Source organism: Paracoccus chinensis (assembly GCF_900102885.1).
GTDB lineage: Bacteria > Pseudomonadota > Alphaproteobacteria > Rhodobacterales > Rhodobacteraceae > Paracoccus > Paracoccus chinensis.
This window is the reverse complement of record NZ_FNGE01000008.1, coordinates 101,630-122,365: the sequence shown is the minus strand read 5'-3', so window position 1 is coordinate 122,365 and position 20,736 is coordinate 101,630. Positions and strand designations below refer to the sequence as shown.

Annotated in this window: 25 protein-coding genes; 10 read left to right on the top strand and 15 right to left on the bottom strand. The window is 68.6% G+C overall.

Translation table 11 applies throughout. The annotated features are described in order from the left end of the window. The first annotated feature begins 24 nt into the window (after window positions 1–24). On the top strand, window positions 25–699 hold the full coding sequence (locus BLQ03_RS10125; protein WP_090755516.1) for a GntR family transcriptional regulator: 675 nt from the start codon (window positions 25–27) through the stop codon (window positions 697–699). Here the strand turns inward: BLQ03_RS10125 and BLQ03_RS10120 are convergent, their stop codons facing one another. The 5 genes from BLQ03_RS10120 to scpA all read right to left on the bottom strand — a co-directional run bounded on the left by BLQ03_RS10120 (window position 700) and on the right by scpA (window position 6,162). Then, a complete protein-coding gene (locus BLQ03_RS10120; protein ID WP_090755513.1) occupies window positions 700–2,001 on the bottom strand; it encodes a homoserine dehydrogenase in 1,302 nt (433 codons plus the stop codon). Between the two features lie 79 nt (window positions 2,002–2,080). Further along, entirely contained in the window at window positions 2,081–2,518 is a 438-nt protein-coding gene (locus tag BLQ03_RS10115) for a methyltransferase family protein (RefSeq protein ID WP_090755511.1), read from the bottom strand. Further along, a complete protein-coding gene (locus tag BLQ03_RS10110; RefSeq protein WP_090755508.1) occupies window positions 2,515–3,024 on the bottom strand; it encodes a hypothetical protein in 510 nt (169 codons plus the stop codon). The genes BLQ03_RS10115 and BLQ03_RS10110 overlap by 4 nt, the downstream gene beginning before the upstream one ends. Further along, window positions 3,012–3,830 carry a glycosyl transferase gene (locus BLQ03_RS10105; RefSeq protein ID WP_090755505.1) on the bottom strand — a complete coding sequence of 273 codons (819 nt, stop codon included), beginning with the start codon at window positions 3,828–3,830 and terminating at the stop codon, window positions 3,012–3,014. Before BLQ03_RS10105 ends, BLQ03_RS10110 begins: the two co-directional genes overlap by 13 nt. 196 nt (window positions 3,831–4,026) lie before the next feature. Next, complete coding sequence (gene scpA, locus BLQ03_RS10100) at window positions 4,027–6,162, bottom strand: methylmalonyl-CoA mutase (RefSeq protein ID WP_090755503.1); 2,136 nt, start codon at window positions 6,160–6,162, stop codon at window positions 4,027–4,029. A gap of 45 nt (window positions 6,163–6,207) precedes the next feature. Between scpA and BLQ03_RS10095 the strand changes: the two genes are divergently transcribed. Together BLQ03_RS10095 and BLQ03_RS10090 are read left to right on the top strand one after the other, a co-directional pair. After that, window positions 6,208–6,750 (top strand): DUF4174 domain-containing protein, encoded by a 543-nt coding sequence (locus BLQ03_RS10095; RefSeq protein WP_245688809.1) that lies wholly within the window; start codon window positions 6,208–6,210, stop codon window positions 6,748–6,750. A 96-nt stretch (window positions 6,751–6,846) separates the two neighbouring features. Then, entirely contained in the window at window positions 6,847–7,029 is a 183-nt protein-coding gene (locus BLQ03_RS10090) for a hypothetical protein (RefSeq protein WP_090755501.1), read from the top strand. Here BLQ03_RS10090 and BLQ03_RS10085 read toward each other — a convergent pair. The 8 genes from BLQ03_RS10085 to BLQ03_RS10055 form a co-directional block, all read right to left on the bottom strand. Next, on the bottom strand, window positions 6,995–7,672 hold the full coding sequence (locus tag BLQ03_RS10085; protein ID WP_090755499.1) for a hypothetical protein: 678 nt from the start codon (window positions 7,670–7,672) through the stop codon (window positions 6,995–6,997). The two genes, BLQ03_RS10090 and BLQ03_RS10085, sit on opposite strands and share 35 nt — an antisense overlap. A gap of 3 nt (window positions 7,673–7,675) precedes the next feature. Continuing rightward, entirely contained in the window at window positions 7,676–9,733 is a 2,058-nt protein-coding gene (locus tag BLQ03_RS10080; protein WP_090755496.1) for an acetyl-CoA carboxylase biotin carboxylase subunit, read from the bottom strand. 101 nt (window positions 9,734–9,834) lie between these two features. Continuing rightward, window positions 9,835–10,056: a hypothetical protein gene (locus BLQ03_RS10075; RefSeq protein WP_090755493.1), complete on the bottom strand. Its 222-nt coding sequence runs from the start codon at window positions 10,054–10,056 to the stop codon at window positions 9,835–9,837. A 129-nt stretch (window positions 10,057–10,185) separates the two neighbouring features. Beyond that, complete coding sequence (locus BLQ03_RS10070; protein ID WP_090755490.1) at window positions 10,186–10,419, bottom strand: hypothetical protein; 234 nt, start codon at window positions 10,417–10,419, stop codon at window positions 10,186–10,188. Window positions 10,420–10,549: 130 nt separating this feature from the next. Continuing rightward, window positions 10,550–10,948, bottom strand: coding sequence for a hypothetical protein (locus BLQ03_RS10065; protein ID WP_090755488.1), 399 nt, complete (start codon window positions 10,946–10,948; stop codon window positions 10,550–10,552). A gap of 78 nt (window positions 10,949–11,026) precedes the next feature. After that, window positions 11,027–11,164, bottom strand: a complete 138-nt coding sequence (locus BLQ03_RS18300; protein WP_175558834.1) for a hypothetical protein — start codon at window positions 11,162–11,164, stop codon at window positions 11,027–11,029. A gap of 181 nt (window positions 11,165–11,345) precedes the next feature. After that, entirely contained in the window at window positions 11,346–12,050 is a 705-nt protein-coding gene (locus BLQ03_RS10060) for a DUF6497 family protein (RefSeq protein ID WP_090755485.1), read from the bottom strand. Between the two features lie 44 nt (window positions 12,051–12,094). Continuing rightward, entirely contained in the window at window positions 12,095–13,627 is a 1,533-nt protein-coding gene (locus BLQ03_RS10055) for an acyl-CoA carboxylase subunit beta (RefSeq protein WP_090755482.1), read from the bottom strand. Window positions 13,628–13,642: 15 nt separating this feature from the next. On the opposite strand from BLQ03_RS10055, the gene alr reads away from it, so the two are divergent. The 7 genes from alr (at window position 13,643) to BLQ03_RS10020 (ending at window position 19,419) form a co-directional block, all read left to right on the top strand. Further along, on the top strand, window positions 13,643–14,842 hold the full coding sequence (gene alr / locus BLQ03_RS10050) for an alanine racemase (RefSeq protein ID WP_425415732.1): 1,200 nt from the start codon (window positions 13,643–13,645) through the stop codon (window positions 14,840–14,842). A gap of 61 nt (window positions 14,843–14,903) precedes the next feature. After that, window positions 14,904–15,239: a hypothetical protein gene (locus BLQ03_RS10045; RefSeq protein ID WP_090755476.1), complete on the top strand. Its 336-nt coding sequence runs from the start codon at window positions 14,904–14,906 to the stop codon at window positions 15,237–15,239. Then, complete coding sequence (locus BLQ03_RS10040) at window positions 15,205–15,996, top strand: MlaE family ABC transporter permease (RefSeq protein ID WP_090755473.1); 792 nt, start codon at window positions 15,205–15,207, stop codon at window positions 15,994–15,996. The genes BLQ03_RS10045 and BLQ03_RS10040 overlap by 35 nt, the downstream gene beginning before the upstream one ends. Then, on the top strand, window positions 15,993–16,757 hold the full coding sequence (locus BLQ03_RS10035) for an ABC transporter ATP-binding protein (RefSeq protein WP_175558833.1): 765 nt from the start codon (window positions 15,993–15,995) through the stop codon (window positions 16,755–16,757). The genes BLQ03_RS10040 and BLQ03_RS10035 overlap by 4 nt, the downstream gene beginning before the upstream one ends. A 67-nt stretch (window positions 16,758–16,824) precedes the next feature. Beyond that, window positions 16,825–17,943, top strand: a complete 1,119-nt coding sequence (locus tag BLQ03_RS10030; RefSeq protein WP_090755471.1) for a PhoH family protein — start codon at window positions 16,825–16,827, stop codon at window positions 17,941–17,943. Continuing rightward, on the top strand, window positions 17,936–18,457 hold the full coding sequence (gene ybeY, locus BLQ03_RS10025) for an rRNA maturation RNase YbeY (protein ID WP_090755470.1): 522 nt from the start codon (window positions 17,936–17,938) through the stop codon (window positions 18,455–18,457). The genes BLQ03_RS10030 and ybeY overlap by 8 nt, the downstream gene beginning before the upstream one ends. A 206-nt stretch (window positions 18,458–18,663) precedes the next feature. After that, window positions 18,664–19,419, top strand: coding sequence for a transporter associated domain-containing protein (locus BLQ03_RS10020; RefSeq protein WP_425415728.1), 756 nt, complete (start codon window positions 18,664–18,666; stop codon window positions 19,417–19,419). Window positions 19,420–19,481: 62 nt separating this feature from the next. On the opposite strand, the gene BLQ03_RS10015 is transcribed toward BLQ03_RS10020, so the two are convergent. Together BLQ03_RS10015 and BLQ03_RS10010 are read right to left on the bottom strand one after the other, a co-directional pair. Further along, window positions 19,482–19,847, bottom strand: coding sequence for a putative quinol monooxygenase (locus BLQ03_RS10015; RefSeq protein ID WP_217629695.1), 366 nt, complete (start codon window positions 19,845–19,847; stop codon window positions 19,482–19,484). 21 nt (window positions 19,848–19,868) lie between these two features. After that, window positions 19,869–20,654 (bottom strand): hypothetical protein, encoded by a 786-nt coding sequence (locus BLQ03_RS10010; RefSeq protein ID WP_139166685.1) that lies wholly within the window; start codon window positions 20,652–20,654, stop codon window positions 19,869–19,871. Window positions 20,655–20,736 lie beyond the last annotated feature (82 nt).

The following is a 20,736-nucleotide window of genomic DNA, read 5'->3' as shown; positions in this document are numbered from 1 at the left end:
GCCGGATGTGATCACAACGCCCCCATGGCTCCCCCCGCTCGCGCCCTCGCCCCGTCTCCTCCCGCCGCGCATGAGCGGCTGTATCGGGCTCTGAGGACACGGATCATGCTGGGGGAACTGCCCCCGGGCCGGGCCCTGACCTTGCGGGGCATTGCTGCCGAGGAGCGCGTCAGCATGACGCCTGCGCGTGAGGCCGTGCGGCGGCTGGTGGCCGAGGGTGCGCTGACGCTGTCGGCCTCGGGGCGCGTCTCCACGCCCGCGCTGTCGGTCGAGCGGATTGAGGAACTGGCCGCCCTGCGCGCGCTGATCGAGCCGGAGCTTGCCAGCCGCGCCCTGCCACGCGCCCATTTCGCCCTGATCGACCGGCTGGCCGCGATCAACACCGCCATCGGAGAGGCCGCGCAGAACCACGACGCGGTCGGCTACATCCGCACGAACCTGGAGTTCCACCGCACGCTCTACCTGCGCGCGCAGGCGCCCGCGATGCTGGCGATGCTGGAAACGATCTGGCTGCAGCTGGGTCCGACCATGCGCGCGGTCTATCAGCGGATGCGCCGGAACGAGGCGCCGCGCCACCACCGCATGATCCTGGCCGCGCTGCGGGCGGGCGACGAGCCCGCGCTGCGGCTGGCCGTGCGGACCGACGTCACGCAGGGCTTGCGCCACCTGCTGCCCGCCCTGGCCGAAGCCGGGCGCTGATCAGACTTCCTCGATACGCAGCTCGACCGGCTCGCCCTCGACGACGCCGGTGCGGGGCAGGGCCTGCATGGCGTGGTCGATGGCCTCGGGCGTGGTCTTGTGGGTGACGATCAGCACCGGTGCCGCGCCCGAGGCATGACCATACTGCCGCATCCGGTCGATCGAGATCCCCGCGTCGCCCAGCACCGTCGCCACCTTGGCCAGCGCCCCCGGCTTGTCGGCGAGCGTCAGCCGCAGGTAATAGGCCGCCGGCACCGCCGTCCGCGCGGGCTGGGGCGTGCCCAGGGTCGTGGCGGGCTGGCCGAAGACCGGCATCCGCACGCCGCGCGCCAGTTCCACGATGTCGGACAGGACGGCGCTGGCCGTGGGTCCTTCGCCTGCGCCCGCGCCCCGCAGGACGATCTGGCCGACCGCATCGCCCTCGATCACCACCATGTTGGTGCCGCCTTCCAGCTGGCCCAGCGGGCTGTCGCAGGGCACAAGGCAGGGCGACATCCGCTGCTCCAGCCCGCGGCCCGTCATCTGCGCCACGCCCAGCAGCTTGATGCGATAGCCCATGTCGGCGGCGCGGCTGATGTCGTCGATGGACACGCGCTCGATCCCCTCAATCTCGACCCCCTCGAAGGCGACCTGGGTGCCGAAGGCGATCGAGGCGAGGATCGCGAGCTTGTGGCTGGCGTCGATGCCGCCCACGTCCAGCGTCGGGTCGGCCTCAAGATAGCCGAGGCGGCGAGCTTCCTCGAATACGGTCTCATAGGGCAGGCCCGCCGACTGCATCCGGGTCAGGATATAGTTGCAGGTGCCGTTCATGACGCCCATGACGCGCTTGATGCGGTTGCCGGCCAGGCTTTCGGTCATGGTCTTGATCACGGGGATGCCGCCCGCGACCGCCGCCTCGAAGCGGATGGTGCGGCCCTGCGCCTCGGCCCGCGTGGCCAGCGCCTGCCCGTGGACGGCCAGCAGGGCCTTGTTGGCCGTGACGACGTCCTTGCCTTGGTCCAGCGCCAGTTCGATCAGCTCGCGCGCGGGGCCTTCGTCGCCGCCGATCAGTTCCACCACCACGTCCACGTCGTCGCGCAGGGCAAGGTCGCGCGCCTGGTCAACCCAGGCATAGCGCGACAGGTCGGCGTCGCGGTTGCGCGTCCGGTCGCGGGCGCAGATGGCGGTGATCTGGACCCGGCGGCCCGAGCGCAGCGCGATCAGGTCGGGGTGGTTCTGGAGGATCTTGACCACGCCGATCCCGACGGTCCCCAGACCGGCGATGCCAAGGCGCAGCGGCGCGGGCGAGGGGGTGAGGGACATGGAAAGCCTCGTGTCAGGAATGGGGTGCAGGGGTCGCCGGGGTGTTAGCGCGGGGCCGGTGGGTTGGCAACGCGGGCGCTTACAGCCAGCGCCGGGTGCGCGCGGCCCAGGCCTCGAAACCGGCGGCGTCGCGGGCACGCAGCCAGGCTTCTTCCTGCCGGATGAACATGCGGTCGATCACCAGAAGGAAGCTTGGGACCAGCACCAGCGCGGCCAGGGGCTGCCAGACAAGGCAGAGCCCCGCCATGATCAGCAGGTCGCCCAGGTAGATGGGGTTCCGCGTCAACCGGAAGATGCCATGCGTGACCAGTGCCGTGGGCTGTCGCGTCGGATCGACCGTCGCGCCTGCGCGCAGCATCGTCACAGCCGCGACTGCCATCAGCGCAAGTCCAGCCGCAACCAGCGCCCACCCCGGCAGAGGGGCGGTCGGCATCGGCGCAAGGCGCCCGGCAAGGAACGCCAGCCCGGCGAAGATCACCAGCCAGACCTGCGGATAGGCAAACAGCTTCCGGATCATTCCGACACTCCGTTGCCGTCGTCCAGCGCGTGGATGAAGCGGGCGACCCGGCGCGCGGCATCCAACGTCATCGCGCGGATCGCCGCAAGGTCGCTGGCGTCCAGGGTATCCTCGAAGATCTCGCCTTGGGTGTTGGCAAAGCGCGGCTGCCAGCCGCCTGCTGCGGGCGTCCAGGCCGCGTGGCACAGCAGGTTGCGCCAGTTCTTGATCTCGTCCAGTTGCCCCAGCAGTTCGGGGTCAGCCACGTTCTCGCGGGTGAGTGTGCGTTCCAGCCGTTCGATCAGCGTGCCCAGCGAATCCGCCGCGACGTGGTCCATCCGTCGCAGCCAGGCGCGGAAGTCGGCCTCGGCGATGCCGCCGGGCAGGCGATGGCGGTCGAGTGCGAAGATGGCGCGCTTCAGCATGTCCTCGACATGGCCGAAGCTGGCGATGGTCTGGCCCAGCTCGGCTGCCAGCGGCGCGGGCAGCTCGTGCCAGACGGCGGGGGCTCCGTCTATTCGCGCCACAGCCTGCCCACCCATTCGGCGGGGCGGAGATAATGGCGCAGGTGCCGGGACAGGCTTTCGCGCCGCCGTCCATCGAAGCCGGCGCGCAGGTGGTCCGCCGGATCGCGTGGGGTGTCCTTCTCGCTCCACCGGCCGAGGATGGCGTCGGGCGGGTTCAGGCTGCCTGCGAAGATGACGATCTTGGCGCCATTCGGAATGCGTGGCGCGCGCCAGTAGCGGGCCGGGAAGGCGGGCACGCAGTCGGCGCGGAAGTGGACAACCCAGCCCTTGGGCCAGAACCTGACGCCGCCCGGCGCGCGACGGGTGACGAAGCGCTGCTCGAAGCGGTATTCGTCGGCGACCGCCTGCGGGTCGGCGCGGAAGATCTGCTGCAGGGGAGCGAGCTTGCCCACCCGCATCCGGTAGACCGAGGTCTGGCCCAGCTTCTCGAAGGGCTTCACCTTCTGGGGGTTGGTGGCCAGCACCGTGTCCTCGGGATCGCCGAAGGAGAAGAAATCGTCGAGGTTGCCGACGATCACCACGTCGAGGTCCAGAAACAGCACCGTTCCCGTGATGTCGCCGAGGTCCCCCCAGAGCCGCGACTTGGGCCATTTCCCCAGCGTGTTCTTCGGCGGCTCGTAGTCGAAGCGGGGCAGGGGGCGAACGGCGATCTCGGGGTGCAGGCCGGTGCCGTCGTCGGTGAAGCAGACCAGCCGGAAGGGTGGCGTGATGTTGCGCGCGATCATCCCGCGCAGGCGGTTGACGTACTCGGGGCCGAACTTTGTGCCCCACTTGATGCAGATGATCTGCTTGATCGTGCCGGTCATGGCCCCAGTGGTCGCACGGAGGCCCGGCTGCGGCAAGCGCCCGAAGCAGGGGCTTCGCCCCTCGGTCCCTTGCGGGACCTCACCCCAGGATATCTGGGCGAAGAAGAAACTGCTGGCGGGCTTCCTCTTCGCCTATATCGCCTCGGAAAGTTCGGAGGGGCAGACAGTCCCCCGGTCCGGTGGCGATGCAAGGGCCTCAGCCCCGCCGTTCGCGGACGATCCCCATGATCTCGCGCGCGGCGGCCGGGATGTTCGTGCCGGGGCCGAAGATCGCGGCCACGCCCGCATCCCGCAGAAAGGCATAGTCCTGCTGCGGGATCACGCCGCCGCAGATGACGATGATGTCATCCGCGCCCTGCGCCTTCAGCGCCTCGATCAGCTTCGGCGCCAGCGTCTTGTGGCCGGCGGCCTGCGAGGAAATGCCGACGATATGGACGTCGTTGTCGATGGCGTCCTGCGCGGCTTCCTCGGGGGTCTGGAACAGCGGGCCCACGTCCACGTCGAAGCCGATGTCGGCAAAGGCCGTGGCGATCACCTTGGCGCCCCGGTCGTGGCCGTCCTGGCCCATCTTGACGACCAGCATCCGGGGGCGGCGGCCCTCTTCCTCGGCAAAGGTCTCGACGTCTTTCTGGATCCGGGCGAAGCCCTCGTCGCCCTCGTAGGCGGCGCCATAGACGCCGGCGAGCGTCTTCACCTCGGCCCGGTGGCGGCCGAAGACCTTTTCCATCGCCATGCTGATCTCTCCCACGGTTGCACGCGCGCGGGCGGCCTCGACCGCCGCTTCCAGCAGGTTGCCGCCTTCCCGGGCGCGGCGCTCGACCTCGGCCAGCGCATGGTCGCAGGCCGAGTGGTCGCGGCTGGCGCGGATCTTCTCGAGCCGGGCGATCTGGCTGGCGCGCACGGCCATGTTGTCGATGTCGAGGATGTCGATCGGGTCTTCCTTGTCCTTGCGGTACTTGTTGACGCCGACAATGACCTCCTCGCCCCGGTCGATCATGGCTTGGCGGCGGGCCGCCGTTTCCTCGATCCGCAGCTTGGGCTGGCCCGAGGCGACCGCCTTGGTCATGCCGCCCATCGCCTCGACTTCCTCGATGATGGCCCAGGCCTTTTCGGCCAGTTCGGCGGTCAGGCTCTCGATGTAGTAGGACCCGGCCAGCGGATCGACTACATGGGTGATGCCGGTTTCCTCCTGCAGGATCAGCTGGGTGTTCCGCGCAATCCGGGCCGAGAAGTCCGTGGGCAGCGCGATCGCCTCGTCCAGCGCGTTGGTGTGCAGGGATTGCGTCCCGCCCAGCGCCGCGCTCATCGCCTCATAGGCGGTGCGGATCACGTTGTTGTAGGGGTCCTGCTCCTGCAGCGACACGCCCGAGGTCTGGCAATGCGTCCGCAGCATCAGGCTGGACGGCTTCTTTGCCCCGAACTCGGTCATGATCCGGTGCCACAGCAGGCGCGCGGCGCGCAGCTTGGCGATCTCCATGAAGAAGTTCATGCCGATGGCGAAGAAAAAGGACAGCCGCCCGGCGAAGGCGTCCACGTCCATGCCGGCGGCGATGGCCGCGCGGACATATTCCCGCCCGTCGGCCAGCGTGTAGGCCAGTTCCTGCACGAGGTTCGCGCCCGCTTCCTGCATATGGTAGCCGGAAATCGAGATCGAGTTGAACTTGGGCATCTCGCGCGAGGTGTAGCCGATGATGTCCGCGATGATCCGCATCGAGGGTTCGGGCGGATAGATATAGGTGTTGCGGACCATGAACTCCTTGAGGATGTCGTTCTGGATGGTCCCCGACAGCACCGAGCGGTCGTGCCCCTGTTCCTCGCCCGCGACGATGAAATTGGCGAGGATCGGGATCACCGCGCCGTTCATGGTCATCGAGACCGAGACCTTGTCCAGCGGGATGCCGTCGAACAGGACCTTCATGTCCTCAACGCTGTCGATGGCCACACCCGCCTTGCCGACGTCGCCTTCGACACGCGGATGGTCGCTGTCATAGCCGCGGTGGGTGGCAAGGTCGAAGGCCACCGAAACGCCCTGCTGCCCCGCAGCAAGGTTGCGGCGGTAGAAGGCATTCGATTCCTCGGCGGTCGAGAAGCCCGCGTATTGCCGGATCGTCCAGGGACGGCCAGCATACATTGTCGCGCGCGGACCCCGCGTGAAGGGCGCGATGCCGGGCAGCGACCCCATGTGGTCCAGCCCCGCCGTGTCCGCCTCGGTATACAGCGGCTTGACGGTGATGCCTTCCAGCGTGTCCCAGTTCAGCGTGTCGGGATCGGCGCCCTTCAGTTCCTTCGAGGCGAGGCTGCGCCAGAGATCAAGGTCGGGGGTCCGGGTCATGGCTTGGTCCTTTCCGATGCGACCGCAGTCGCTATATTCTGAAACATGACGATCTGGATTTGGAAATTGTCGGGCCTGGCGCTGGTGGCGGGGCTGGGAACGCAGGCCCTTGCCATGGGCGCGCCCACGCCCCCGCCCGAGCCGGTCCGTGTCGAACGCGCAGCCCCTGCGCGCCCCGCTGCGGCGCGGGCACCGGACGCCGGCGTCCCTGCGCCCGGCCCGGCCGAACTGGACATCCGCCCGGCTGCCGAGGTGTCCCCCGAGTCGCTTCTGTTCGAGAGCCGCCCCGTCCTCGTCTTTGCCGATACCGAGCAGGAGCCCGCCTTCATCACGCAGATGGAGCTTCTGGCCCGCGATCCGGCCGCGATGGCGCGGCGAGACGTGATCGTCATCACCGATACCGACCCTGCGGCCAATTCGGCCTGGCGGCAGAAGCTGAGGCCACGGGGGTTCGCGCTGATCATCCTCGATACCGACGGCACGGTGATCGACCGCAAGCCCTTCCCCTGGGACACGCGCGAAATCGGCCGGGCGATCGACAAGACCCCCGTCCGGCGCGAGGAAACGCGGGCCAGCGGCGGGCGATAGGCGTTGCGCGCGATTTCGTTGCGGAACCGGCGCGGCGCAACTATCTTGATCCGTGAAGGATGCGCCTTGCTGCACCGCGCATGAAGGGACAAAGCCATGGCCAAGGAAACTTCACCGCGCAAGATCGAAATCTCGCCGCCGCTGCGGCAGGTCAAGCGGCCCGCCACGACCGACGAACTGGTCGAGCGTCTGCTGAACGCGCGCAACTCGAACGAGATCGCGGCGGTGATCGGATTGCCTCCCATTACCGGCCTCTCGGGTCCGAAGATCGCGTATTGAGGCCGGCGCGCAACCGCGCCAGTTCACCGGGCAGGGTCGCGGCAATGCGTGCGGCCTCTCTCTGACGGGCGGCGGCTGCAAGGGCCTCGACCGCCTCGCGCCCACCTTCCAGGCTTGCCGTCAGGATGATCATCGCACGGCGCCCGGTCAGCAGGGTTTCGTCGTTCAGCGTCAGGTAGTCGCGGAACATCTCGGTCGCGCGTTCGGGCTGGTCCTTGGCATTGGCGCGAATGTCCTGCGCCAGTGCCGAACGGACAGCCAGCAGGCGGTAATAGCGCACCACCGGGTCGATGGCCCATTCGGGCAGGATATGCACCTCCTCGACGATTGCGCGGAAGATGCGGTCGTTGGCGTCATGCGGCAGGATTGGAACATGCCGCCCCTGCGCGAGGCGCGCCACCATCGCTTCGCGCGCGTCCGGGTCGTCCAGCGTCTGGCCTTCCAGCGCGGCCACATGGGCGCGGATCTCGGCCAGCAGCGCGCGCTGGATGTCGCCCACCCGCTCCTCGCGCAACTGGCGGTCGCGGCGGCGCGACAGCGCGTGCGTCCAGAACCACCCGGCCGCGACCACGCCGCCGCCAACCAGGGCGGTGACGAGGGCCGCGGCGACGCGGTCGTTCAGGAACAGCGCGCGCAGGTCCAAGGATCACTCGAACTCCATGATGACGTCATCGACCTTGAGGCTTTGCCCAGCCTCGGCGTTGACCGACTTGACGGTGCCGAGGCGCTCGGCGCGCAGGATGTTCTCCATCTTCATGGCCTCGACGGTGGCCAGCGCCTGGCCCTCCTGCACCTCATCGCCCGCCTGCACGTTGATGCGGACGACAAGGCCGGGCATCGGGCAGAGCAGGAACTTCGAGGTGTCGGGCGGCAGCTTTTCCGGCATCAGCCGCGCGAGTTCCGCCGTGCGGGGGCGGCGGACATGGGCCTTGAGGTCGGCGCCGCGCGCCCGCAGCCGCATCCCGGCGGCGATCTTCTCCACCTTCAGCGCCAGGGGCTCGCCGCCCACCGTCAGGCGCGCCAGCGACATGCCGGGCTTCCAGTCGGATTCGACGCGCAGGCTGCGGCCGCCCACCTCGACGGTCGAGCCGGTCTTGTCGGCACGGACGCGGACCGGGAACTCCTGCCCGTTCAGGACCACGACCCAGTTCTCGCCCACGCGGCGCTCGTGGTTGTCCAGGCGGCCGGTGATCTGGGTGCGGCGGATTTCGGCCACGCGGTGCATGGCGGCGGCGGCGGCCGCGACACGTTCCAGCTGCTCGGTCGGCAGGGTCGCGCCCTGGAAGCCCTCGGGGTATTCCTCTGCTATGAAGGCGGTCGAGATGTTGCCGGACACGAAGCGCGGATGGTCCATCACCGCCGACAGGAAAGGCAGGTTGTGGCCGATGCCTTCCACCTCGAAGCCGTCCAGCGCCCGGCGCATCGCCTCGATGGCCTGCGCGCGGTCAGGCGCCCAAGTGCAGAGCTTGGCGATCATCGGGTCGTAATACATCGAGATCTCGCCGCCCTCGTAGACGCCCGTGTCATTGCGGACGCCCGTCTCGGCCACGGGGGGCTCGTCGCCCGGATGGGCGGGCACCCACTTGCCCTCGTCCACCAGCGGACCTGCGGCAGTCTCGACCGGCGGCCGATAGCGGGTCAGCCGCCCGATCGAGGGCAGGAAGTTGCGATAGGGGTCTTCCGCGTAAAGGCGGCTTTCGATGGACCAGCCGTTGATCTTCAGGTCGTCCTGCGTGAAAGGCAGCGGCTCGCCTGCTGCCACGCGGATCATCTGCTCGACCAGATCGACGCCGGTGATGAGTTCCGTCACCGGGTGCTCGACCTGAAGGCGGGTGTTCATTTCAAGGAAGTAGAAGTTCTTGTTCGCGTCGACGATGAACTCGACCGTGCCTGCCGAGGTGTAGCCCACGGCCTTGGCCAGCGCGACCGCCTGCTCGCCCATCGCGCGGCGCGTCTCGGGGTCGAGGAAGGGCGAGGGCGCCTCCTCGATGACCTTCTGGTTGCGGCGCTGGATGGAGCATTCGCGCTCGTGCAGGTAGACGCAGTTGCCGTGCTTGTCGGCCAGCACCTGGATCTCGATATGGCGCGGCTGGGTGACAAACTTCTCGATGAAGATGCGGTCGTCGCCGAAGCTGCTGGCGGCCTCGTTCTTCGAGGACTCGAAGCCTTCGCGGGCCTCCCCGTCGTTCCAGGCGATCCGCATTCCCTTGCCGCCGCCGCCGGCGCTGGCCTTGATCATCACCGGATAGCCGATCTGCGAGGAAATCCGCACCGCCTCTTCGGCATCCGCGATCAGGCCCATGTAGCCGGGGACGGTCGAGACCCCCGCTTCCTGCGCGATCTTCTTCGACGTGATCTTGTCGCCCATCGCCTCGATCGCGGGCGAGGGCGGGCCGACGAAGACCACACCCTCTTTCTCAAGGGCGGCAGCGAAGTTCATGTTCTCGCTGAGGAAGCCATAGCCGGGATGGACCGCCTCGGCGCCGGTCTGGCGGATCGCCTCCATGATCCTGTCGATCACGATATAGGACTGGTTCGCGGGCGGCGGGCCGATATGGACCGCCTCGTCGGCCATGCGGACATGCAGCGCGTTCCGGTCGGCGTCCGAATAGACGGCGACGGTGGCGATCCCCATCTTCCGTGCGGTCTTGATGACGCGGCAGGCGATCTCTCCGCGATTGGCGATCAGGATCTTCTTGAACATGCGTGTCCCTTGGTGGCGCTGGATATGAGAAAGCCGCCCCGGTCGGTCAGACCGGGACGGCGGAAAAGGACGGCAGGCGCGCGAGACGCGCGCGGGTCAGCTTACTGGCAGAGACGGACGTCGTCGCAAAGCGCGCCGCCCACGGCGCCGATCGCCGCGCCCTTGAGGCGGTCGCTGCCGCCCTTGCCGCGGACCTGCTGGACGACATAGCCGGTGCCGGCGCCGATGATGGCGCGGTCGGCGTCGGTGGGGGTGATGTTCTGCGTGCAGCCGGCCAGCAGCGCCGCGCTGATGCCGCCCACGATGAGGAGCTTCCGGGACATGAGATATCCTTCAACGAGAGGCCGGGACCTTGCACCCGGGCAGCGTGCCCCTGCGCAGTGACTCCCGGCCATTTGGAATTCGAACCGTTTTGGCTGGCGATCAACGCCAGCCGGGGGTCAGGGTTCCGCTCAGGGCGCGCAGACGCCCACGTCGTCGCACAGGGCGCCCGCCGCACCGCCGATAAGGGCGCCGGTCGAAACGCGCTCGTCCAGCGCCTTGGCGACGACGGCACCCGCGACTGCGCCACCCGCGGCACGCTGCGCGTCGGGCGACAGGCCGGTACCGTAGCCCGGCTGGCAAGCCGCAACGGTGCCGACGAGCAGGGCTGCGCCGCAAACGCGGAGGAGGAAGGATTTCTGCATGGTATTCTGCCTGTATTCGTGGCCCGCGAGCGGGCGAGTGGTTTAGCGTGCGCGATCACTATGACATCCCCGAACGGGACGTCAAACTGACAAGCGGGTGATGGCGCACGCACAGGCATCATCCCGCGCATCACTCATCTTCCTCGTCGAAGTCCTCGTCATCCCAGCGAAAAGTCTCGCTGGCGTCCGGTGCGAAGAGTTCAGGGAAGCTGGCCTCGGCACGCTTGAGATCGACGCGAAGAAGCTGCTCGTAGCTGGTCGGGTCCAGCTTGCCGACGGGCACGACCTCGCGCCCCAGCAGCCAGGACAGGCGGCCCGCGTCGAGGTTGCCGCGCTCGAAGGGCTCGTCGCCGAAATGTTCGATCAGCGCTGCCAGAAAGCCCGCATCGGCGCGCCGGTCGCCCGGCGAGCGGTCGCGATAGCGTTCGCGCGCGACCAGCTTGGTCGCCCCCTTGGGGCTGGCGCGGCGGATGACGAACTGGTGGTCGGTGGACGGAAGCCGTCCGGGGAAACCGCGATGCTTCAGCATGATGCCTCGCCTCCTTTCGAAAGGACGCAAAGCGGCGCGGCGGCGATGCGCGGACCCGAGGGCCCGCGCCGCAAGGCGTCAGTTGGCGCCGTACTTGCCCTGGAACACAGGCTCGGGCGCCACGACGACGGGCGCCGGGGTCGGCTGGGGCTGCTGCTGCTGGCAGGCCGAGACGAGGCCGGCGAGAACCAGCGCGAGGGCGAGCTTTTTGGACATGAATGGCTCCTGTTAGGCGGGGTCTGAGTGCCCCGGCTGCTCGATGAGCGGACCGCACCGCGCGGCCGCCGGCCCATGTTAGCCGGGGCGCCCGACAGGCGACAGGGCGCGGCCGAAGCGCCGCGCGCGCCATGTGGCAGGGTTGCATCAGGGCGGCTGCCGCCCCAGTCATTGCAGATCATCACATCGGCTCCCACACACAGGCGTCACGGTTGGCGGGGATCGAGAACCCCTCGAAAAGCTGCACGATCTCGGGATCGAAGCTGCCGAAGGGGCCGGGCGCCGAGGCCATCGAGATCACTACCTGGGTCGGGCGCGGCGACTGCCCGGCCAGACGGGGCAGGGCATAGTTCTCGCACAGCCAGACGATGTCGCGGTGGACGGGGTCCTGCATCAGGATGTCCGGAGCCGCCGGCAGTGCCATCTCGCCCCCGTCCGCTATGGCGGCCTCGTCCTGGCCGGCCTCGTCCAGCGGACTTCCCTCGGCCCCCTCGGGCAGGATGGCGTCCGGCGGTGCAAGCTCGGACGGCAGGGGCGCGTCGTCCATGCCTCCGCTGTCCGGCAGCGGCTGGAGCGACAGGCCGCCCGCGCTGTCATCGGGAACCTGCTGGATGACCAGGTCGCCCAGGGCGTCGTCCAGTTCCGCCTGCTCCTCGGGCGTCAGGGGCACGTCCTCGCCGAAGGGCTCGTCCAGCATCTCGGGGGGCAGTCCCTCGGCCATGTCACCCTCGTCCATGGGCGGGACCAGGGTTGCCAGCGAGGGCATGACGAAGCGATAGCGCTGCACCAGCCCCAGACCCGGTACGCGGTCCGTCAGCTCTTCCTGCAGCCAGACCTCGGCGCCCGAGGGCACCGGGATCAGCGGCTGCGCGCCGTTCGCGGCCATTCCGGCTGCGGTCGAGGCAAGGAAAAGAGCGGCGGACAATGGCGTCACAGCGGGATGTTGTCGTGCTTCTTCCAGGGATTGGACAGCTGCTTGCTGCGCAGCGAGGCGAAGGCCCGCGCCACCCGCTTGCGGGTCGAATGGGGCTGGATCACCTCGTCGATGAAGCCCTTTTCCGCCGCCACGAAGGGGTTGGCGAAGCGGTCCTCGTAGTCCCTGGTCCGCGCGGCGATCTTGTCGGCCTGGCCCAGCTCGCTGCGATACAGGATCTCGACCGCGCCCTTTGCACCCATCACCGCGATCTCGGCCGTGGGCCAGGCATAGTTGAAATCGCCCCGCAGGTGCTTGGACGACATGACGTCGTAGGCCCCGCCATAGGCCTTGCGGGTGATGACCGTGACCTTCGGCACCGTCGCCTCGCCATAGGCGAACAGCAGCTTCGCCCCGTGCTTGATGACGCCGCCGTATTCCTGGGCGGTCCCCGGCAGGAAGCCCGGCACGTCCACCAGCGTCAGGATCGGGATGTTGAAAGCGTCGCAGAAGCGCACGAAACGCGCGGCCTTGCGGCTGGAATCGATATCCAGCACCCCCGCCAGCACCATCGGCTGGTTGGCGACGACGCCGACCGTCTGGCCCTCGATGCGGATGAAGCCGGTGATGATGTTGCCCGCGAAGTCGCGCTGGATCTCGTAGAAATCGCCCTCGTCGGCGATCTTCACGATCAGCTCCTTCATGTCATAGGGCTGGTTGGGGTTGTCGGGGATCAGCGTGTCGAGCGACTGCTCGAGCCGCGCGGGGTCGTCGAAGAAAGGCCGGGTCGGCGCCTTCTCGCGGTTCGACAGCGGCAGGAAGTCGAACAGGCGGCGGATTTCCGACAGAGCCTCGACGTCATCCTCGAAGGCGCCATCGGCGACCGAAGATTTCTTGGTGTGGGTCGAGGCCCCGCCCAGCTGCTCGGCCGTGACGACCTCGTTGGTGACGGTCTTCACCACATCCGGGCCCGTCACGAACATGTAGGAGGTGTCCTTCACCATGAAGATGAAATCCGTCATGGCCGGCGAATAGACCGCGCCGCCCGCGCAGGGCCCCATGATGACGCTGATCTGCGGGATCACGCCACTGGCCATGACGTTGCGCTGGAACACGTCGGCGTAGCCCGCCAGCGACGCCACGCCTTCCTGGATGCGCGCGCCGCCCGAGTCGTTCAGCCCGATCACCGGCGCGCCGTTCTGCATCGCCATATCCATGATCTTGCAGATCTTCTGGGCGTGGGTTTCCGACAGCGAGCCGCCGAAGACGGTGAAGTCCTGGCTGAAGACATAGACCATGCGGCCGTTGATCGTGCCCCAGCCGGTCACGACGCCGTCGCCGTAGGGGCGGTCGTCCTCCATCCCGAAGTCGGTGGAGCGGTGGCGGACGAACATGTCGAATTCCTCGAACGAGCCTTCGTCCAGAAGGATGTCCAGCCGCTCGCGCGCCGTCAGCTTGCCGCGCGCGTGCTGCGCGTCGATGCGGCGCTGGCCGCCGCCCATGCGGGCCTGCTGCCGCCGGTCTTCCAGCTGTTCGACGATGTCCTTCATGCCGCCCCTCCGTCCATGTCTGGCGGGACAATAGGGAAAGCCGGTGGTGACGCAAAGCGGAAAGGGGAAAGTTTGCAAACCGAGCTGTTAACGGCGGCCAATTGCCGCAAAATGGCAAACACCGGCGGATGCGGGGCCTTGACGCGACCCGTGGCCGCCGTCATGCCGTGGATCATGGGATTGACGATAGACCTCGGCGCCCTTGTGGCGAACTGGAAGGCGCTGGCGGACCGCGCAACGGGCGCGCGCCCCGGCGCGGTGGTCAAGGCGGACGCCTATGGCCTTGGCGCGGGGCAGGTGGCGCCTGCGCTTTACGCGGCGGGCGCGCGCGATTTCTTCGTGGCACAGGCCTCCGAGGGCAGGGCGCTTCGCCCCCTGCTTGCGCCGGATGCCCGCATCTTCGTGCTGTCCGGGCACATGCCGGGGCAGGACCCGGCCGGGCTGATACCGGTGCTGAACAGCCCCGAGCAGTTCTTCCGCGACCGTGCCCTGCGGCCCCGCGCGCCGTTTGCGATCCAGCTTGACACCGGCATGAACCGATTGGGGTTCGAGCCCGCCGAATGGGCCTCGGTCCGGTCCGAGGCGCTGTCGGCGCGCACGGACGAGGGCACCGGTCCGGCGCTGGTCATGTCGCACCTGATGTGCGCCGACGAGCCGGGTCATCCGGCCAACGCTGCCCAGCTTCGTGCCTTCCGCGAGATGACCGAGGGCGTGACGGCGCCCCGCTCGCTGGCGGCGACGGGCGGCATCCTGCTGGGTCCCGACTATCACTTCGACGTTACGCGCCCCGGCATCGGCCTTTACGGTGGCGAGCCGTTCCTCGACGCGCGTTCTGTCGTCACCCTTGCGCTTGAGGTGATCCAGACCCGCAGCGTCGCGGCGGGCGAGGCCGTGGGCTACGGCTGCACCTGGACCGCGCCGCGTGCCAGCCGGATCGCCACGGTGTCGGCGGGCTATGCGGACGGACTGCCGCGCGCCCTGTCGGGCAAGGGGCTGGTGCTCTGGGCCGGGGGCCGCAGCGCGCCGGTTGTGGGCCGCGTCTCTATGGACCTCATCACGGTCGATGTGAGCGATCTGCCCGACGTGCCGGACAGGCTCGAGATCCTGAACGCCCGGCAGGGCATCGAGGATCTCGCGCGCCTGGCCGGGACCATAGGTTATGAGATCCTGACCTCGCTGGGTTCGCGCTATCCGCGCGATTACCGGCCGGCTTAACTGTCGGTTAGGGACCCCATGCTACCCAATCTCCTGTCTCATCGCCCCAGGAGGATTCGGCATGGCTTACGCGACGATCGACTTTCACCACCCGCAGACCGGGGCGCTGAAGCAGGCGCCGGTCGGGTTTTCCTGGACGACGCTGTTCTTCGGCTTCTTTCCGGCGCTGTTCCGGGGGCACTGGACCGGGGCGCTGATCATCTTCCTGATCGGCTGGATCACTCTGGGCTTCGCGCAACTGGTCTTCGCCTTCATCTACAACAAGATGTATGTGAAGCATCTGCTGAGCGAGGGCTTCAAGCTGTCCAACTCCTCCTCGGATCCGGCCGAACTCTCCCGCCGCCTGCGGATCGAGCTGCCCCTTGACCCGAGCCGCGCCCAACCCCTTCCGGCCTGACCCCATCCGCGCAGTCGGCCGCGCCACGCTGGCGCTGCTGCGCGGGATCGGCGCAGTTGCCATCTTCGCCGCGCGGGGGCTGGCCGCGCCGGGGTTCTCGCCACGGCTGCTGGCTGAGCAACTGCTGCGCATCGGCTGGCTGTCGCTGCCGGTTGTCGGGCTGACGGCGCTGTTCACCGGCGCGGCGCTGGCCCTGCAGATCAACGCGGGGGGCGAGCGGTTCCAGGCGGGTGACGTGGTGCCCGCCATTGTGGCGATCGGCATGGTGCGGGAACTCGGGCCCGTCCTGGGCGGGCTGATGGTGGCGGCGCGGGTCGCCTCGTCGATTGCGGCCGAGATCGGCTCGATGCGCGTGACGGAACAGGTCGACGCGCTGGTGACGCTGTCCACCGACCCGATGGGCTGGCTGGTGACGCCGCGCCTCTGGGCGGCGATCCTGTCGGTGCCGGTCCTCGTGGGCGTGGGCGACACCATCGGCATCATGGGTGGCTGGCTGATCGGGACAACGACGCTGGGCTTCACCTCGCAGGCTTATCTGGCGAACTCCTGGGCCTATCTCGAAACCTGGGACGTGCTCTCGGGGCTGCTGAAGGGCGCGGCCTTCGGCTTCATCGTGGCGCTGGCGGGCTGCTGGTTCGGCATGAAGGCGGGCCGCGGTGCGGCCGGCGTCGGACGGGCCACGACGAACGCGGTCGTGGCGGCCTCGGTCGGCATCCTGGCCGCGAACTTCGTCCTGACGGGATTGTTCTTCACATGAGCGCGCCGGTGATCGAGACGCGCGGCCTTTGCAAGTCCTTCGGGCCTCAGAAGGTGCTGGACGGCGTGGACCTGACCGTCGCGCGGGGCGAGAGCCTTGTCGTGATCGGCGGCTCGGGCACCGGCAAGTCGGTACTGCTGCGCACGATCCTGGGGCTGGAAAGCGCCGACGCGGGCGAAGTCCTGCTGGACGGCGAGCCTGCCTCGGCCGCCGTGCGCGCGCGGTTCATGCGCGACTTCGGGATGCTGTTCCAGAATGCCGCGCTGTTCGACAGTCTGCCCGTCTGGCGCAACGTGGCCTTCCGCCTGCTGCGGGCAATGCCCGCTGTCCAGGCTCGCACCCGCGCGGTCGAGCGGCTGGCCCGCGTGGGTCTCGGCCCCGAGGTCGCGGACCGGATGCCCGCCGACCTGTCAGGGGGGATGCGCAAGCGCGTGGGTCTGGCCCGCGCCATCGCCGCCGACCCCAAGGTGATCTTCTTCGACGAGCCGACCACCGGCCTGGACCCCCAGCGGGCCGCCGCGATCAACCGCCTGATCCGCGACATCGTGACCGAGACGGGCGCGACCGCCGTGACCATCACTCATGACATGACCAGCGTGCGGACCATCGCCGACCGCGTGGCACTGCTGGATCATGGCCGGCTGCGCTGGCAGGGACCCGTCGCGCAGATGGACAAGGCCGACGATCCGGTGCTGCGCGCCTTTGTGCAGGGCGAGCCGCTGGACTGGGGTCCGCGCGCCGCAACCGGGCCGCGAGGATGAGCGTTACCGAGCCTCCGCACATTTGTGGCCCGAGGCTTGCCTTCGCCCACCCCCGCCTGCAACATGAATGCAAGCCACAGACGAGGACGCAGTGGGTCTGACCCCGACAAACCCTTCCGCCGCAGCGGGCGAGACCCTGCTTGAGTTTCCCGACAACCGCCTGCTCATGGACCTGTGCGGCCCCCATGACCGCCACCTGGCCCGGATCGAACAGGCGCTGGGGGTCCATGTCCTGCGGCGCGGCAACCAGCTGTCCGTCGTGGGCCCGGCCGAGGCGCAGGCCGAGGCGGCGCAGATCCTGCGCGGCCTTTACGCGCGCCTGGAGCAGGGCCGCGCGGTCGAACTGACCGAGGTCGAATCGGCCCTGCGCATGGGCACCGACGGTGATGGCCCTGCCGCCACGCCCGCCCAGCAGCTCGAGATGTTCGGCCAGGGCAAGGTCGAGCTGCGGACCCGCAAGAAGATCGTCGAGCCGCGCACCGAGGCGCAGCGCGATTATGTCCGCTCGCTCTTTGCCAACGAACTTGCCTTCGGGATTGGACCGGCGGGCACGGGCAAGACCTATCTGGCCGTCGCCGTCGGCGTCACCATGCTGATCGACGGCCATGTGGACCGCATCATCCTGTCGCGCCCCGCCGTCGAAGCGGGCGAACGGCTGGGCTTCCTGCCCGGCGACATGAAGGAGAAGGTCGATCCCTACATGCAGCCGCTGTATGACGCGCTGAACGACTTCCTGCCCGCGCGCCAGATGCAGAAGCTGATGGAGGAAAAGCGGATCGAGATCGCGCCGCTCGCCTTCATGCGGGGCCGGACGCTGGCGAATGCCTTCGTGGTGCTGGACGAGGCGCAGAACGCGACCACCATGCAGATGAAGATGTTCCTGACTCGTCTGGGCGAGGGCTCGCGCATGGTCATCACCGGCGACCGCACCCAGGTGGACCTGCCGCGCGGCGTCCAGTCGGGCCTGCGCGACGCGGAACGCATCCTCGCGGGCGTGCCGGGGATTTCGTTCAGCTACTTCACCGCTTCGGACGTGGTGCGTCACCCGCTGGTCGCGCGCATCATCCAGGCCTATGACGCGGACGACGAGGCCAGCGGCAGCGATGACCGCCCTGCACAGGGCTATGGCAGCTATCCCCCCCGCCGCGACTGGCGCCGCGGCCCTGAGGGGTCGCGCGATGTCTGACCTGTCCAACCCTGACACCCTGCCCGAGCCCGACCCCGTCGATATCGTCATCGAGGACGAGCGCTGGCTGGACGTCGACCTGCAGGGCATGGCCGAGCGGGCAGCGGCGGCTGCGACCCGCCATCTGGGCATCGACACGGTCGAGATCGTGGTAATGGGCTGCGACGATACTCGCATCGCCGCGTTGAACGACCATTTCCGGGGCAAGGCCAAGCCCACCAACGTGCTCAGCTGGCCCTCGGTCGAGCCCGCGCCCCGCGCGCCTGGCGAGGTGCCGGTGCCGCCCGACACGGACGAGCTGGGCGACATCGCCATCAGCTTCGACACCTGCAAGGCCGAGGCCGAGGCGCAGGGAAAGCCCTTCGCCGACCACGTCACCCATCTTCTGGTCCACGCGATCCTGCACCTGGCCGGCTACGACCACGAGGCGGATGCCGACGCGGAAACCATGGAGGATGCCGAGCGTTCGATTCTCGCCAGCCTCGGCATTCCGGACCCTTACCGAGAGCACTGAGTCCCATGAACGATCCCCAGAGTCCCGGCGAAGCTTCAGGCGACGCCGAACCTCCCAGTCCGAACAGGACCCTCCATTCCCATCCTCTTGCAGAGTGGGAAGCCCCGCCTCCTGAGACCCCCGATCCACCCGCCCGTGGCTTCCTAGGCCGCATCCTCAGGACGCTGGGACCGCTGGCCTCCGAGCCCGAGGACGCCCCGGACAGCATGATGGAGGCCGCGACCTCGGCCGAGGCGCCCAGCATCCTCAACCTGCGCCGCATGTCCGTGGACGACGTGGCCGTGACCAAGACCGACATCGTGGCGGTCCCGGTGACCGTCGGCCTGCCCGAACTGGTCGAGGTCTTCCGCGAGCATGGTTACTCCCGCGTCCCGGTCTATCGCGGCAACCTGGACCAGCCGCTGGGGTTGATCCATCTGAAGGATCTGGCGCTCAAGCACGGCTTCGCCCCCAAGGGCGCGCCACGTTTCGCGCTGCGTCCCCTGCTGCGGCCGCTGCTTTACGTTCCGGGCTCGATGCCCATCGGCGCGCTGCTGCAGCAGATGCAGCAGAAGCGCATCCACATGGCGCTGGTGATCGACGAATACGGCGGGGTGGACGGGCTGGTCACGATCGAGGACCTGATCGAGCAGGTCATCGGCGAGATCGACGACGAGCATGACGAAAGCGAGGACGGGCTGTGGGTGCAGGAACGCCCTGGCCAGTGGCTTGTCCTGGCCCGCGCGCCCATCGACCGGGTGGAGGCCGAGATCGGCGTCAAGCTGATCAGCGGCGTCTACGAGGAAGAGATCGACACGCTGGGCGGCCTGATCTTCATGCTGGCGGGTCATGTGCCCGTCAGGGGAGAGGTCGTGACCGACGACAGCGGCGTCCAGTTCGAGGTGGTGGACGCGGACGCCCGGCGGATCAAGCGCGTCCGCCTGCGCCTTCCCGGCACGGCCGAGGGCGGAACCATCGCCTGATCCGACGGCGGCGAGGCGCGCGTGCTGCGCGCCCGCCTTACAGGGCATATGCCTGTCAGGCCTCAGCCAGCGGGCACCACGTCATTCTCGGCCATGATCTCGCGGATCTGCCGGGGAATGCCGGAGGTCGCGGCGGCCCAGGAGCTTGCCTTGGTGCGGGCGCGATGGGCTTCCAGCGCGGCCGCGTCGCGGAACAGTTCCTCGACGCGCCAGACCAGCGGGTCGTCCGTCTGCGCGATCTCGAAGAAAAGGCATCCCGGCTCGGCGCGGCTGGCGGCGACATGGGCCTCGACATGCGTCAGAAGGGCCATGAGCTGGCCCATGTCGGCGCAGGTGATCTCTCCCGACAGCGCGACCTGGGCTCCGACCGGGTCGGGGCGGCCGCAGTCATGGTGGGCGTGGTGGTGGCCGCAGGCGCAGGCTGACACGGGCATTCTCCTTCGTGGCGATCAGCCCCGGATCAGGGCATCGAAATCGGGATAGCTGTCCTGCTGCGGCATGCCGGCGGAATAGCCAAGGGCCTTCGGACTCTCGTAAGGGTCGCCCGTCCCGGCGCCGGGATGGCAGGCGCGCAGGTATTGCCGCGTAACGCTTTCCGTCGCGCCGTAGACCTCGGGCAGGGGCAGGACCAGCCAGCTTCCGTCGTCAGTCTGGAATGCAGGGCGCGCGGGCGAGCAGAAGAACTGGACGTTGTGGGGCCTGGACCAGGCCAGCCCATCAGGAGCGGAGGTCGGGTAAAGGCCGCCGGAATGTTCACTTTGCGCCACGGTCACGGTGGATTCGACGCGCCGGCCGGGGACAGCCGCGCTGCCCTGTCCGATCTCGCGGGCAGGGGACTGGCTGAGCCAGGTGCAGCCTTCCATGTGGCAGCGGCCGACGAACACGCCGCCCTTGTTTCCGGCGTCGGAGGTGGCGTTGTCCAGGGCACGGACGCAGATGGTGAAATCCGCGCCGCGCCAGCAGGCCCGGTCCTGAGCCATTCGCCGCGCCTCGCCCCAGCGGGACCGAACGCCGAAGGGCGTCAGGCCGCGCACCTCGCCCATGCCGGGGCCGACGACATCCAGCGACAGCGAGGTCGCGCCGCCCATCATGCGCTCATCCATCATGGCGATGTCGAAGCTGCCGCCGCGGCGGGCCGAGAATCGACAGGGGCCGTCCACGCGTTCCCCCTTGGCCGTGATCTCGCACAGGGCCTCGGCGGCATGGGCAGGAACTGCCGAAAAAGGCAGGCTCAAGGCGAAAAGAAGGACTTGCAATCTGCGCATGATCGGTTCTCGATGGAACACTTGTTCCCTCGGATCATGCACAAGAACGGGT